This is a genomic window from Rossellomorea orangium, assembly GCF_019334305.1.
Taxonomy (GTDB): Bacteria; Bacillota; Bacilli; order Bacillales; family Bacillaceae_B; genus Rossellomorea.
Map to the genome: position 1 here is coordinate 66999 of NZ_JAHWGH010000032.1, position 13073 is coordinate 80071.

At 45.1% G+C, this 13073-nt stretch carries 14 protein-coding genes and 3 riboswitches; of the genes, 5 read left to right on the forward strand and 9 right to left on the reverse strand.

From position 1 onward, the window contains the following. Window positions 1-145 precede the first annotated feature (145 nt). Window positions 146-934 carry a GNAT family N-acetyltransferase gene (locus tag KYJ26_RS23550; protein ID WP_219170535.1) on the forward strand — a complete coding sequence of 263 codons (789 nt, stop codon included), beginning with the start codon at window positions 146-148 and terminating at the stop codon, window positions 932-934. Between the two features lie 42 nt (window positions 935-976). On the opposite strand, the gene KYJ26_RS23555 is transcribed toward KYJ26_RS23550, so the two are convergent. The 5 genes from KYJ26_RS23555 to KYJ26_RS23575 all read right to left on the reverse strand — a co-directional run bounded on the left by KYJ26_RS23555 (window position 977) and on the right by KYJ26_RS23575 (window position 7725). Beyond that, entirely contained in the window at window positions 977-1537 is a 561-nt protein-coding gene (locus KYJ26_RS23555; RefSeq protein ID WP_219170537.1) for a biotin transporter BioY, read from the reverse strand. Window positions 1538-1869: 332 nt separating this feature from the next. Next, window positions 1870-4143, reverse strand: coding sequence for a 5-methyltetrahydropteroyltriglutamate--homocysteine S-methyltransferase (metE, locus tag KYJ26_RS23560; RefSeq protein ID WP_307514256.1), 2274 nt, complete (start codon window positions 4141-4143; stop codon window positions 1870-1872). Window positions 4144-4302: 159 nt separating this feature from the next. Continuing rightward, window positions 4303-4487: riboswitch (cobalamin riboswitch) on the reverse strand. Between the two features lie 74 nt (window positions 4488-4561). Continuing rightward, window positions 4562-4669, reverse strand: a riboswitch (SAM riboswitch). Window positions 4670-4765: 96 nt separating this feature from the next. Further along, window positions 4766-4963 carry a hypothetical protein gene (locus KYJ26_RS23565; protein ID WP_219170538.1) on the reverse strand — a complete coding sequence of 66 codons (198 nt, stop codon included), beginning with the start codon at window positions 4961-4963 and terminating at the stop codon, window positions 4766-4768. Continuing rightward, window positions 4941-6695 carry a phosphomethylpyrimidine synthase ThiC gene (gene thiC, locus KYJ26_RS23570; protein ID WP_219170540.1) on the reverse strand — a complete coding sequence of 585 codons (1755 nt, stop codon included), beginning with the start codon at window positions 6693-6695 and terminating at the stop codon, window positions 4941-4943. Before thiC ends, KYJ26_RS23565 begins: the two co-directional genes overlap by 23 nt. Window positions 6696-6845: 150 nt before the next feature. After that, a riboswitch (TPP riboswitch) is annotated at window positions 6846-6961 on the reverse strand. Between the two features lie 71 nt (window positions 6962-7032). Then, complete coding sequence (locus KYJ26_RS23575; RefSeq protein WP_219170541.1) at window positions 7033-7725, reverse strand: copper homeostasis protein CutC; 693 nt, start codon at window positions 7723-7725, stop codon at window positions 7033-7035. A 139-nt stretch (window positions 7726-7864) separates the two neighbouring features. Between KYJ26_RS23575 and KYJ26_RS23580 the strand changes: the two genes are divergently transcribed. After that, window positions 7865-8197 carry a putative periplasmic lipoprotein gene (locus KYJ26_RS23580; RefSeq protein ID WP_219170542.1) on the forward strand — a complete coding sequence of 111 codons (333 nt, stop codon included), beginning with the start codon at window positions 7865-7867 and terminating at the stop codon, window positions 8195-8197. Window positions 8198-8229: 32 nt separating this feature from the next. Here KYJ26_RS23580 and KYJ26_RS23585 read toward each other — a convergent pair whose 3' ends face one another. Beyond that, window positions 8230-8472 carry a DUF2584 domain-containing protein gene (locus KYJ26_RS23585; RefSeq protein WP_219170544.1) on the reverse strand — a complete coding sequence of 81 codons (243 nt, stop codon included), beginning with the start codon at window positions 8470-8472 and terminating at the stop codon, window positions 8230-8232. Between the two features lie 44 nt (window positions 8473-8516). Beyond that, the gene (locus KYJ26_RS23590) at window positions 8517-9299 is read right to left on the reverse strand and encodes an alpha/beta hydrolase family protein (protein ID WP_219170545.1); all 783 of its coding nucleotides are present in this window, start codon (window positions 9297-9299) and stop codon (window positions 8517-8519) included. A 230-nt stretch (window positions 9300-9529) separates the two neighbouring features. Between KYJ26_RS23590 and KYJ26_RS23595 the strand changes: the two genes are divergently transcribed. From KYJ26_RS23595 to KYJ26_RS23605, 3 genes are all read left to right on the forward strand, one after another. Continuing rightward, window positions 9530-10501 carry an ABC transporter substrate-binding protein gene (locus KYJ26_RS23595; protein ID WP_374939793.1) on the forward strand — a complete coding sequence of 324 codons (972 nt, stop codon included), beginning with the start codon at window positions 9530-9532 and terminating at the stop codon, window positions 10499-10501. Between the two features lie 69 nt (window positions 10502-10570). Then, window positions 10571-11347 carry an ABC transporter ATP-binding protein gene (locus KYJ26_RS23600; protein WP_219170548.1) on the forward strand — a complete coding sequence of 259 codons (777 nt, stop codon included), beginning with the start codon at window positions 10571-10573 and terminating at the stop codon, window positions 11345-11347. Beyond that, entirely contained in the window at window positions 11328-12128 is an 801-nt protein-coding gene (locus KYJ26_RS23605) for an ABC transporter permease (protein ID WP_257475214.1), read from the forward strand. The genes KYJ26_RS23600 and KYJ26_RS23605 overlap by 20 nt, the downstream gene beginning before the upstream one ends. On the opposite strand, the gene ytkD is transcribed toward KYJ26_RS23605, so the two are convergent. Further along, window positions 12118-12591, reverse strand: coding sequence for an RNA deprotection pyrophosphohydrolase (ytkD, locus tag KYJ26_RS23610; protein WP_308807588.1), 474 nt, complete (start codon window positions 12589-12591; stop codon window positions 12118-12120). The two genes, KYJ26_RS23605 and ytkD, sit on opposite strands and share 11 nt — an antisense overlap. Before the next feature lie 96 nt (window positions 12592-12687). Next, the gene (locus KYJ26_RS23615) at window positions 12688-13026 is read right to left on the reverse strand and encodes a hydrolase (protein ID WP_206851787.1); all 339 of its coding nucleotides are present in this window, start codon (window positions 13024-13026) and stop codon (window positions 12688-12690) included. Window positions 13027-13073 lie beyond the last annotated feature (47 nt).

Below are 13073 nucleotides of genomic sequence, written 5' to 3' on the forward strand. Positions count from 1 at the left end.
TCTTGCTCATAAGTTTCCCTAATACTCGGATTTTAAAACCATTACCAATTCCCCATTCTTTTTCTGATTTCACCTAAAAATAAAACTTTACTAAATATTACTAATTTTGGTATGATTATGTTTAAATTTTACAGGGGGAATCAAGATGATCAGACAGCTTACAGAAAAAGATCACGATAGTTGCCAGCAGCTTATTCAACAACAACCTGCTGAGAATTTATTCATCATCGGGGACATTGAAGCCTTCGGATATGAGCAGGATTTCCAGAGAATCTGGGGCGATTTCGATGATGAAGGAAACTTAAGGGGGATCCTCCTTAAGTACCGGGAAAACTTCATTCCGTTTTCCATGGGGGAATTCGATGCGGAAGGGTTCGCCGCTATTATCAACGGGACGGAAGACTACAGCATCGTTTCAGGTTTGAAACGAATTGTCACTGAAGTTGAACCCTACTTATCAAGGAAGATCGATTCGAAGAGACATATGTATTATGCCAAATGCGACAGTACCTCGGCCATGGATGACCACGATCTGCCCCATGTGAAAGAGGCCAATTTCGATGATTTACCGAAGCTTGTAGAGCTGTTGAACGCTATCCCTGAGTTCAGCGGAGGAAGTTTTACAGTGGAGAAAAGAAAGCACGGGATGGAAAAAGGGGTTGCCCGCAGCTACTTCGTGGAACAGGATGGACAGTTTGTTTCTTCCGCGTCCACTACGGCGGAAAATAGCATGTCCGCCATGATCGTCGCTGTATGCACCCACCCCCAGTATAAGAAAAAGGGATATGCCACAGAGTGCATGACGAAGCTTTGCCGTGACGTTCTAAACGAAGGAAAAGAGCTTTGCCTTTTCTATGATAATCCTGAAGCAGGAAAGATATATAAACGGATTGGATTTAAGGATATTGGTTACTGGTCAATGTATAAATTCTAAATAAAAAAAAGTGGATTCCTAAAAATAGGAGTCCACTTTTACTTATGCGGCCACTTTCCGATTCTGGATCAATTTTGCCTGAACCAAACGCTTTCTTACCGTAATACCTATCCAGCTTGCCAGGAACGCTTTGATCAGACCGACTACGATAAACGGATAAACTCCCGCTGCCATCGCCTGATTCCAGCCCAGGTCCGCTACAAATTTCAGTTGAATGGTCCCCAGGATCAATGTAATGATCATCCCAACCGTATTGGCGATCATCGCCATCGGAATGGTGAACTTCGTTTTTTCAAGAATATAACCTGTAAAGAAAGCCGCTACGATAAAGCCAAAAATATAGCCGCCGGTCGGACCGACAAGCACTTGCGCACCCCCGCTGAACCCTGCGAACACGGGTACCCCGACAGCACCTAGTGCCGCATAACAAATCAGCGACAATGCCCCATATCTGCTTCCAAGGATCGTAGCCGTGATTCCGACTGCCAGTGTTTGCCCGCTGATGGGAACGAGTGGCAATGGTATTTCAATCTGTGCGAAGATCCCCGTCATCGCTGCAAAGATCGCACAGTGGATGATCATCCTCAGTTTTTCTCCATTCATGTGTGAATCCCCCTTGTGTATGTAAACTCTATATAAGTATAAGTTAACACATATCACGTGTATTGGGGAAGAAAATTTTCATCTGTTGAGTAGACCCAAGGTTCTCTATTACTGGGGAGCATATATATTACATACCTTCTCACTTGCCATAAGCTTCACCGCAGATTTTAAAGATATTCTCCCCTTCTCCAACTCATCTTCTCTCTTATCACTGATCATATATAGGCAAGTATGCTGAGGGTATCGCTCATTGTATACCTGTATAATTCTCCCGATGGCTACGTAGGACATTTGTTGCTCCTTTCATGATGTTCATTCTATGACGCATGTTCTTACTCATTCTTCACGAGAAGTTCTGAACGGACATGCTTCGCTGATTCCACCATCACTTTTAGGGATGAAATGGTTTCAGCAATTCCCCTGGTTTTCAAACCACAATCAGGATTAATCCAAAACTGTGTAGGATTCAACACTTTTAAAGAACGCTTAATATGCTTGATGATTTCCTCACTCTCAGGTATCCGGGGACTGTGAATATCATACACACCCAAGCCTATCCCTTTGTCGTATATGCTTTCCTCAAAAATGTTGATCAGTTGACCATGACTCCTCGACGTCTCGATTGAGATGACATCTGCATCAAGTTCACTGATGGCTTCCATGATATCTTCAAAATCGGCATAACACATATGGGTATGAATTTGCGTTTCATCCCGAACTGACGAAGTGGCTAACTTAAATGAATGAACAGCAGCTTGTAAATAGTCATCCCACCGTTCCTTCTTCAATGGTAATCCCTCTCTGAGAGCGGGTTCATCAACCTGGATCATCCGAATTCCCTGTTCTTCAAGTGATTCAATTTCTTTGCAGAGAGAGCAGGCAATCTGGTTAGCTACTGTGTTGCGTGATAGATCCTCCCTCACGAATGACCAGTTCAGAATGGTGATCGGCCCTGTTAACATCCCTTTAACCGGCTTTTTGGTTAGCGACTGGGCATATACCGTCTCATCCACTGTCATCGGTTGTATAAATTTCACATCTCTATATATGATTGGCGGCTTCACACATCGCGATCCATAGGACTGGACCCATCCGAATCTTGTGAACTGAAAGCCCTCCAATTTTCCGCCGAAAAATTCGACCATATCCGTCCGTTCAAACTCACCGTGTACCAACACATCCAATCCGACTTCTTCCTGGATGGTGATCCACCGTTTTATTTCTCCACGAATGAATTCCCGATATGCGTCGTCACCAATCTCACCCTTACGCCACTTCAATCTCTGTCTCCTTACCTCACTGGTCTGAGGAAAGCTCCCGATTGTAGTAGTGGGAAGAAGGGGGAGCTCGGATTGTACCTTTCGGCGAATGGAATAGGGGGACAACCTCCTGACAGTCAATCGGTTTTCTTCATATGCTTCTCTGCTGCTACCGACTGATTCATGCCGGGCAGCGATGGATTTCACACTTCCATCCAACTCCTTCTGTAAGATCCCCGTTTCTTTCCCGATCGCTTTCGCAAGAATGACCACCTCCTTCAATTTCTCATCAGCAAAAGACAAGCGTTCTCTAAGGGTTTGATCCAAAGCATCTTCCCTCCGCACGGTCACCGGTACGTGAAGCAAGCTGGAGGATGGTTGAATGATTAATTGGTCCTTCGATACTAGATCAGTCAATGAAGATACAAATGAATGGGCGTCAACAAGATTCCTTCTCCAAATATTCCTGCCGTCCACCACCCCGGCAGCGAGTATCTTATCTGCAGGGAACCCGTTCCTTCTGATGGCATCCAAATTCTCTCCCCGATCATGAATAAAATCCATTCCTATCCCGTCCACAGGTATGGCCATCACCTCTTGATAATGCTCCAATCGATCGAAATAGGTTTGAAGAATAACCTTCACATGGGGAGCAGATTGCTTTAATACCCCATAGACCTCTTTAAAGCGTTCCACCTCCTGTCTGGAGATGGAGGTACATAAGATCGGCTCGTCCATTTGCACCCATTCTACTCCCTCCTCCTGTAATTCCTTTAAGACTCTGGCGTATAGAGGGACCAATTTTTCCACAAGTGCGTTTCCATCCCCATCATCATACCCTTTAGACAATTTCACAAATGTGAATGGCCCAATGATCACAGGCTTCCCCTTGATACCAAGCTTTTCTTTCGCTTCTCGGTAAAAAGCCAGCGGTCGATTTTCCACCAGCTTAGGTTCCGAGCCGGAAAATTCCGGGACGATATAATGATAGTTGGTATTAAACCATTTCGTCATTTCCGATGCTGGGGAATCCTTCGTCCCCCTTGCAATATCAAAATACGTATCGAGAGGTACTTTCCCACCTTGATAGTCAAATCTTTCCGGAACGACTCCAAACATCACGGCAGTATCCAGTACATGATCATAAAGCGAGAAGTCCCCAAGGGGAATCAAATCCACTCCCTGATCCCTCTGTTTCTTCACATGCGCGAGACGTATAACTTCCATTTGTTTTTGGAACGTCTCTTCGTCCACCTTATTGGACCAATATTTCTCCAATACCTTTTTCCATTCACGATTTTCCCCTATTCTCGGATACCCTAAATTCGAACTCATGACCTTACTCAAATAACACACTCCCCATCTTTTCAGAATTGTGATTATAGCCCCAACAAAAAAATCTCTCTTTCAAAAAGAAAGAGAGATTCATACGCATACTTAACTAGAGTCGAGACCAATCGGTATTCTCAACACGCATTCCTCACCCCTCTCTATATCCCCGTAGAGCATAAGTGCATACAACAGGCAGGTCTCCTGACTCAGGATCGTCGCTTCTTACCCCTTCCCATTTCGGATGAAATAGTGGTTAAATGATAAGTTGCTCCCCTATACAGTGGCGGGACCGCGCCGGATTTTCACCGGTCTTCCCTCTTAGCTGAGTAAAACTCAGCACCTATTGCATTTGTCTATTCAATTGTCCTTTTACCAGATAACGAAAAGCCCTCTCCATCAATGAAAGAGAGGGCTTCATATTTAGTGGAATCCCCTCTTATTTTCCAAAGCCAAGGCTTTGCAGGAATTAGCACCTTTTCAATAAAAATTGAACGGTTGCCGGGTTTCACAGGGCCAGTCCCTCCACCTCTCTACATAAGAGTTTTATGCTTATATTTTTACTATTCGGAAATTAGTACTTATCGTAGCACGGGAACAATTGACTGTCAAAAGAAAATTTCATCCTTTTTCAATCTCCTTAATAGTACGTACTTTCTGCATAATGGCACTTGATGCAATTCCGTGAGGCGGCCGTTTCATAGAAGACATGTTTGCACCTGGCCTGGATGCCCTTCACTTCTTTCTCAAGGTCCATGATCCTTTGGTGCAGAATCAGCATTTCTTTCTGCAACAAAAGTATATGAGAACCTTGATTACCGGTAGAGGTTGGATCCATTTTCAACAAACTCCTTCGCCTTTTCTTTCAACCCTTTGTCCCTCTCAAACTGTGACTCTACAGTACTGCCCTTCATCCCCCTGATATCATGTGAGATTCTCATAGAACAAAACTTGGGTCCGCACATGGAACAGAAGTGGGCGGTCTTTGCCCCTTCGGCAGGGAGGGTTTCATCATGATACTCCCTTGCCCGTTCAGGATCCAGGGAGAGATTGAATTGATCATTCCATCTAAACTCGAATCGTGCTTTGGAAAGGGCGTTGTCCCTTATGCGTGCACCTGGATGCCCCTTCGCTAAATCAGCTGCATGGGCGGCAATCTTGTATGCAATGACGCCTTCCCGGACATCGTCTTTATTCGGAAGCCCGAGATGTTCCTTTGGTGTTACATAACAGAGCATCGCCGTCCCGAACCAGCCGATCATCGCAGCCCCAATGGCAGAAGTGATATGATCGTATCCTGGTGCAATATCTGTCGTTAATGGTCCCAATGTATAGAAAGGGGCTTCATGACAGATTTCCATTTGCTTATCCACGTTTTCTTTAATCATATGCATCGGGACATGACCAGGCCCTTCAATCATCACCTGGACATCATGCCTCCAAGCGATTTTCGTTAACTCGCCCAGTGTTTCAAGCTCAGCAAATTGGGCTTCGTCATTGGCATCTGCGATCGACCCCGGTCTTAATCCATCCCCTAGTGAAATCGAAATATCATAAGCCTCTGCAATTTCACAAATTTCTTCAAAATGGGTATAAAGAAAGTTCTCCTTATGATGGGCCAGACACCACTGTGCCATGATCGAACCTCCCCGTGACACGATACCTGTGGTACGATCAACGGTTAAATGAATATATCTCAACAATACCCCGGAATGGATGGTAAAGTAATCAACACCCTGCTCTGCCTGCTCGATCAGCGTATCCCGGTACACCTCCCACGTAAGATCTTCTGCTATCCCGTTTACCTTTTCCAGAGCTTGATAGATCGGTACAGTACCTACAGGGACGGGAGAGTTCCGAATCACCCACTCACGTGTAGTATGAATGTCTTTCCCTGTCGATAAGTCCATGATGGTATCTGCGCCCCACCTGGTTGCCCATGTCATTTTCTCCACTTCTTCTTCAATCGAGGATGATACAGCAGAATTGCCGATATTCGCATTGATCTTCACATGGAAGTGTCGGCCGATGATCATGGGCTCACATTCAGGATGATTGATATTAGAAGGTATGATTGCCCTTCCGCTTGCCACCTCATCTCTTACAAAAGCCGGATCCACATTTTCCCGGATTGAGATGAACTCCATTTCTGGTGTAATGATTCCTTTCTTTGCGTAGTGCATTTGAGTGATGTTACCACCCTTTTTTGCCCGTAAAGGATTTCGGTTTGCATGAGGGAACCATTTCAGCCCGGCACCGGGGTCTTTACTTCTATAACCGTTATCTTCCGGAACGACTTCACGTCCTTCGTAGACTTCCACGTCTCCTCGTTCCATAATCCATTTCTTCCGCACCGAAGGCAATCCTTTATTGATATCCACACGATATTGTGGATCTGTATACGGCCCACTCGTATCGTAAACACAAACAGGAGCATTCTCTTCTTCCCCAAAGGCTGCCTTCGTCTTACTCTGTTCAATTTCTCTCATCGGAACGTTTATGTCCGGCCGTGATCCTCTGACGTACACTTTTTTACTGTTTGTAAATTGAGATTTTAACTCGATTGCCATCTACCTTCTCCTCCTTGTGATTGGGTCCGGAAGGTTACCTCGTCAGGCAGTTCACTTATCCTTAAGTGAAAATGAAGACACAAAAAAGGGTCCTGAATGATCAGAACCCGACATGTCAAAAAGTAGTAAGCGCCTTAAATAAAAACATTTGGCACTTCTCCACTACTTCCCTCCGCTGGTATCATCCAGATCAGGTTCAAAGGGTCAAAGAACTCCTGCGTTCTTCTCTCAGTCCAAGCTTGTATCGGACTCCCCCAGTAGAAATAAGAATATTCAGTTGTTACATACTATTTTTACCATACCGGAATTCCGTTTCATATAGGTTGAAAGAATCAATTCAGGACATGATCACTTTTTTGAATGCTGCTACTTTTTCCTGGTCTATTGCCCTATCGTATCTTCCCTGGTGGCGTACACCTGACCCTACATGGTATTCCTTCGCATGTAGCACACTGTGTATTTCGTCGATGTTATCAAGCGTTAACCCTGAACCGGGCATGATAAGAGGTCCGCCAGCCTTCTCTACTTTTATCATGCTTTTAATGTTTTCGAGCCCTTCTCTCACTACGGATCTACCTCCTGATGTAAGAATCCTCTCTACTGCCAGTTCCGATCGATGTATTTCTTTACAAAGGACTACCGGATCCAAAGCCTCGTCGATTGCCCTGTGAAATGTGATCGATTGCCCATCCGCGGCTTGAACAATTTCCTTTAACGCATTCACATCCAGTTTTCCCTCATGTGTTAGAGCACCAAATACGATCCCCTCACCACCGATTTCCTTAATGGTCCGAACCTGGTCTGCCATGACTTTAACCTCGTCCATGGAATACCGAAAGGATGAGGAATGCAGACGGATCATGATCTGAACAGGAATAGAGACTGCTTCCAATACCTTTTCTATGACATGGTACCCTGGTGTCAATCCTCCCGTATGTATGGCGGATACTAATTCAAGACGATCTGCTCCGGAAGCTTCTGCTGCCCTTGCATCTTCTTCATTTAAGACAATGATTTCAAGTTTACTCATGGTGTCCTCCAATCATTCATTATTTCCTTTACTGTACCACATAAGGAAAATCAACCCCTTCAAAAAAAAAAAAGAAACATGTTCACGTACAAGCCTGAATATCTTTTGAATATGTGCATTATGGTGAAGGAGGAGAAATATGAAGCGTCTGATTGTCTTGCTATTATGCGTATTTGTATTGAGTGCATGCGGGGAGAAAAAGCCTGCATCCTATGAGTTATGCGGATATGGGGATATGATGGTGGTGAACGACAAGGAATATGTGAAGGTATCCGTAGAGAAGAAGCTGACCCTAAATGAAAAGATCGGTTCCATCAAAGAAAAGATCGAAACCAAGTATCATCCAGTGAATGACTTTACGGCAAATACATTGGCAAAAGGGACACCCATTTATAGTGTGAAAGATCATAAGAATTATCTTATCGCTCAAACGAAGGATAACCGTTATCTGTTGTATGAGGAAATCAAATAAAACGAGTGGCTGCCTGCAGCCACTCGTTTTATTTAATTTGTCCTGTTCAGGGAGATCAACCGGTAGAAGATCGTCGTGACCCCATCCTTCCACTCCATCTTCTCAATTGTTCCGAAACCAATCGGATCACTGTGTTTCGACTTTCTCACATCAATGGGGATATGCATCGGAAATAGACGATATCCAGATTTTTGAAGGTGAAAGAGATTCCCTTCTTTTCTTTCTTCTTTCCCTTTTGTCACGATCATCGTGTTAAGTTCTAAGCCCATGCCCATTTTGTATGACCTCAATCCTTTTTAATCTCATCATACACCACTGACTATTGGTCCTTCATCCAGGAACAGAGCAGGGAAACGATCTGTTGGTTCTTTCGGGGCGGAAAATAGTGGGTGAACTCTTTGTAATAATGGGACGTGACCGGTTTCCCGAGTTCCTTCAATCTTTTTTCTAATCTATATGCATGCTCCACGGAAACGTTCTGGTCTTTTTCACCATGAATGATCAAAACCGGTGCCTCTAACTTCTGGAGTGAATAAAGGGGGGTTCGCCATTCATACCTTTCAGGAACTTTATTGGGGCTCCCCCCGATCACTCTCTTCATCATCCTGCGGAGATCCTTTCGCTCCTCATATGTAAGGAACATATCAGACACGCCCCCCCACGTGACCACGGACGTCACCTCCGTGTACTCGATCCCCGTCATGAGGGCCATGACACCACCCCTGGAAAAGCCGAATACATGGATCCGATTCCGGGTTGTTCGTGGATGGTTCTTAAGCAATTCCACTCCGGAAAGAGCATCTTCCCGGTCATCCCCGGCAAAGTCTTCATTCCCCTCTCCCCCTAGATTTCCTCTGTAATAGGGAGCAAAGACGATAAATCCGTGTGAGGCGAACTGGGCGATCCGTGCGGGTCTCACCATTCCGACCCCTTTGATCCCCCCTCTTAAATATAAGAAAGCATCATACTTCCCCTTCAGGACAGGTTCCGCGAGCAGCCCCTTCACCCTGAGCCCAGAGGATATATAAGTGACTTCAAACAACACCACATGTGGATTAGGTGATGGAAACAATACTTTTTGTATAACACTTCCGTCTTTCATATTCTCTTCCTTTCAAAACGTGCACTGGGTAATCACACATTTTTCGTACTTTACATAGAATACTTTAGCTAATTGAAATAGGCAAAGTCCCAAAAAGCTTTATGATCATCCTACCCTATTGCCTTATAGATAAAACTAGGCGACAACTGCACTCATCCCAACTATCGATCACCCTTAATAAGTAAAGGAGGAAGATTAAATTGAGAAAATGGCTTCAAACCGGTTTAGGTATACTCCTCATTCTCACGTTGACGATCGGCTTGACCGCATGCGGAGAAAAAGAAGAAGCAGTTCAAAAGGTCCGGGTGGCAGAAGTGACCCGCTCGATCTTCTACGCACCTGAATATGTCGCAATTGAAAAAGGGTTTTTCAAAGACGAGGGGCTCGACATTGAACTGACCACCACGTGGGGCGGGGATAAAACCATGACCACATTATTATCCGGCGGTGCGGATGTCGCTTTGGTCGGCTCTGAAACGTCCATCTATGTCCATGCACAAGGGTCCGATGATCCCGTCATCAACTTTGCACAATTGACCCAAACAGACGGAACGTTTCTTGTCTCAAGGGAAAAGGTAGAGAACTTTGAATGGGATCAGCTGAAGGGTTCTACCTTCCTAGGTCAGCGTAAAGGCGGAATGCCGCAAATGGTCGGTGAGTTCGTGTTAAAGAATCACGACATCGATCCTCAAAACGATTTAAATCTCATCCAGAACATCGATTTTGCCAATATAGCCAACGCCTTCGCATCCGGTACAGGAGATTATGTCCAATTATTCGAGCCGACAGCTTCCATCTTTGAACAAGAAGGCAAAGGACATATCGTCGCTTCCTTTGGAACGGAATCCGGACACGTGCCATACACGACCTTCATGTCCAAGGACAGCTATATGAAAGAAAACAAAGAGGCCGTAGAAAAGTTTACAAAAGCCTTATACAAAGCGCAGCAATGGGTGGAAGAAAATTCCGCAGCCGACATCGCCAAAGTGATCGAACCTTATTTTGAAGATACGGAACTGGACCTGATTGAAACCGTTGTGGACCGCTATAAATCACAAGGTTCCTATGCGACGGATCCTATCCTGGACGAAGAAGAGTGGAATAATCTCCAAACCATCATGGATGAAGCAGGAGAACTCCCTCAAACCGTCGACCATAAGACGCTTGTAAACACATCCATCGCTGAAAAAGCGGCAAAGTAATATCCGGGGGCTGACTTCAAACGTCAGCCCTTCCCTTGTAAAAAAAAGAAAAAATGGAGGCTTGCCACAGTGAATTTTCTAAAAATTGATACTGTCCACCACACCTATTTTTCACCGAAAACAGCCACCCATGCCCTCAGAGATATCACATTACAGGTAGAAGAAGGTGAATTCGTCTCTTTCATCGGTCCATCGGGATGCGGCAAAACGACTTTACTTTCCATCGTCGCAGGACTCATTAAGCCGACGGAAGGAACGGTAACATTATTGAATAAGCCCATAAGAACGATGAAAAAGAAACTGGGCTATATGCTGCAGCAGGATTATCTGTTTCCCTGGAAAACAATCGAAGAGAATATATTGTTGGGGTTGACCATCATGGGCACCCTGACTGAGGAAAAGCGAAGAGAGGCTCACTCGCTATTGAACGAAATGGGGCTTGAAGGAGTGGGATCATCCTATCCCCGGGAACTCTCTGGAGGGATGAGGCAGCGGGTCGCGCTGATCCGTACACTCATCACCGAACCTCAGCTGCTTCTCCTGGATGAACCCTTCTCCGCCCTTGATTATCAAACGAAATTAAAATTGGAGGACCTGGTGTTTTCCACCTTGAAGTCTTTCGGTAAAACAGCCATCCTCGTCACCCATGATATCGGGGAAGCCATCTCCATGAGTGACAGAATCATCTTATTCGGGACGAAACCGGGTCATATCCACACCATTTTCGATGTACCTGCACAATTAAAAGAATTGATGCCCTTTGAAGTCAGGAACCATGCAGCATACCCGGAATTTTTCCAATCCATATGGAAGGAGCTTGAAAAACTTGAATCACGAACATATTAAACAAAAGCATCAGGAATATATCCTGTCACTGAAAAAAGAGCAGCGATGGGTCTGGTTTTATCAAGCTCTCATATTCACCGTATTTTTCTCATTATGGGAGATAGCCAGTCGAAACAGCTGGGTGGATCCCCTCATCTTCAGTTCTCCTTTAAAAATATGGAGATTATTCATTGTGAAAATGGGAGACGGGAGCCTATTAGCCAATCTGTCTGTGACCCTTGGGGAAACCGTCATTGGATTCATCCTAGGAACCCTTCTTGGTACCATGCTTGCCGCCTTATTATGGTGGTCGCCTTTTCTCTCAAAAGTACTGGATCCGTATCTCGTCATCCTGAACGCCATGCCCAAGGTGGCACTCGGCCCGATATTGATCGTGGGACTCGGACCGGGCTTCACCTCGATCATCGCAATGGGGACCGTCATTTCTGTCATCATCACCACCATCGTCGTGTATACATCCTTTCGGGAAGTTGATCCCAATTACTTAAAGGTGATGCAGACCTTCGGGGCGAAAAGGGGACAGATGTTCAAAGAGGTCATTCTTCCCGCCTCCTTCCCTACGATCATTTCAACATTAAAAGTCAATGTAGGGCTGTCTTGGGTAGGGGTCATCGTAGGTGAGTTCCTTGTTTCCGCCAAAGGTCTTGGCTATATGATCATCTACGGCTTCCAGGTCTTTAACTTCACCCTTGTCCTGCTCTCACTTCTCGTGATTGCCGTATTCGCAACGATTATGTATAAACTGGTGGAAATGCTAGAGAAGAAATGGATCAAATCGTAACATCGAGATCAGCCAACCTGTCTACTGCCAGCTCCACCACTTGATCCTTCATGATAAAGCTAAAAGAAGGATCATCCTGAATTTCGTTAAAATTTCCTCTCCAAAGGACCGATCCATCCGTTTCCATATAATCGTCTTTGGGGATGAGCTCTTCTGCCTCAGCGAAGTATATCGTTTTAACAAACGGTGGATCATCATAGACCTTATATTCTCCAATGAATACCAGTTCCCTGATGATCCCGCCCGTCTCTTCATACGTTTCCCGTTTCGCAGCATCCGTTAGGGTCTCCCCCTCTTCCCGCTTTCCGCCGGGAAACTCAAGGCCCCTCTTCTTATGCCGGGTCAACAGCCAATGACCATCATAGCGGCACAGCACAAGGACGTGATTGGACGCCTCTCGAAACCGTCCTTTCTCAAACGACATCTCCACTTTCTTTCCGTTTTCATCTACAAACCGTTCCACCTGACTTCCCCCCATGCGTACGTTCTTTCCTCCATCTAACCATAAATAAAAAGCGTTGGTCCACAGAAATCACTTCTGAACCAACACTTTTCGTCCTTACTCGCTGTTTTCATGAGGATGATCATTCAGGATGCCGATACTTTCAATGAACTTCTTCACCTCTTCATCCCCGAGTCGATGCAGCATGCCGTACACCTGCTGCAGATTTTCATCATAGGCATCATTCTCCCGGTCAAAATGATATTGAACATACGGGACATGAGCCCTGTAGAAATTCTGCCAATCGACGGAATGATTGGAATCGAACACTTCCCGAAGCTGGGTGATTTCTTCATCCGTTGCAGATATTTTAAAATTCCATTCGGAATCAGTCGAGCTTCTTGAGATTTCTCCTGTCGCTACTTCTATATAATAATCGTGACGTTCTTCGCTCATCTTCCCACTCCTTCAATGTACTTACCCTTCATTTTCCTCAATTGACG

Bases quoted from the DNA above. Each gene is read 5' to 3' on its own strand.
- KYJ26_RS23555 (WP_219170537.1), bottom strand. From the start codon at position 1,537: ATGAATGGAGAAAAACTGAGGATGATCATCCACTGTGCGATCTTTGCA.
- KYJ26_RS23585 (WP_219170544.1), bottom strand. From the start codon at position 8,472: ATGGGCATGGGCTTAGAACTTAACACGATGATCGTGACAAAAGGGAAA.
- KYJ26_RS23580 (WP_219170542.1), top strand. From the start codon at position 7,865: ATGAAGCGTCTGATTGTCTTGCTATTATGCGTATTTGTATTGAGTGCA.
- KYJ26_RS23550 (WP_219170535.1), top strand. From the start codon at position 146: ATGATCAGACAGCTTACAGAAAAAGATCACGATAGTTGCCAGCAGCTT.
- KYJ26_RS23590 (WP_219170545.1), bottom strand. From the start codon at position 9,299: ATGAAAGACGGAAGTGTTATACAAAAAGTATTGTTTCCATCACCTAAT.
- KYJ26_RS23565 (WP_219170538.1), bottom strand. From the start codon at position 4,963: ATGGATCCAACCTCTACCGGTAATCAAGGTTCTCATATACTTTTGTTG.
- KYJ26_RS23615 (WP_206851787.1), bottom strand. From the start codon at position 13,026: ATGAGCGAAGAACGTCACGATTATTATATAGAAGTAGCGACAGGAGAA.
- thiC (WP_219170540.1), bottom strand. From the start codon at position 6,695: ATGGCAATCGAGTTAAAATCTCAATTTACAAACAGTAAAAAAGTGTAC.
- KYJ26_RS23575 (WP_219170541.1), bottom strand. From the start codon at position 7,725: ATGAGTAAACTTGAAATCATTGTCTTAAATGAAGAAGATGCAAGGGCA.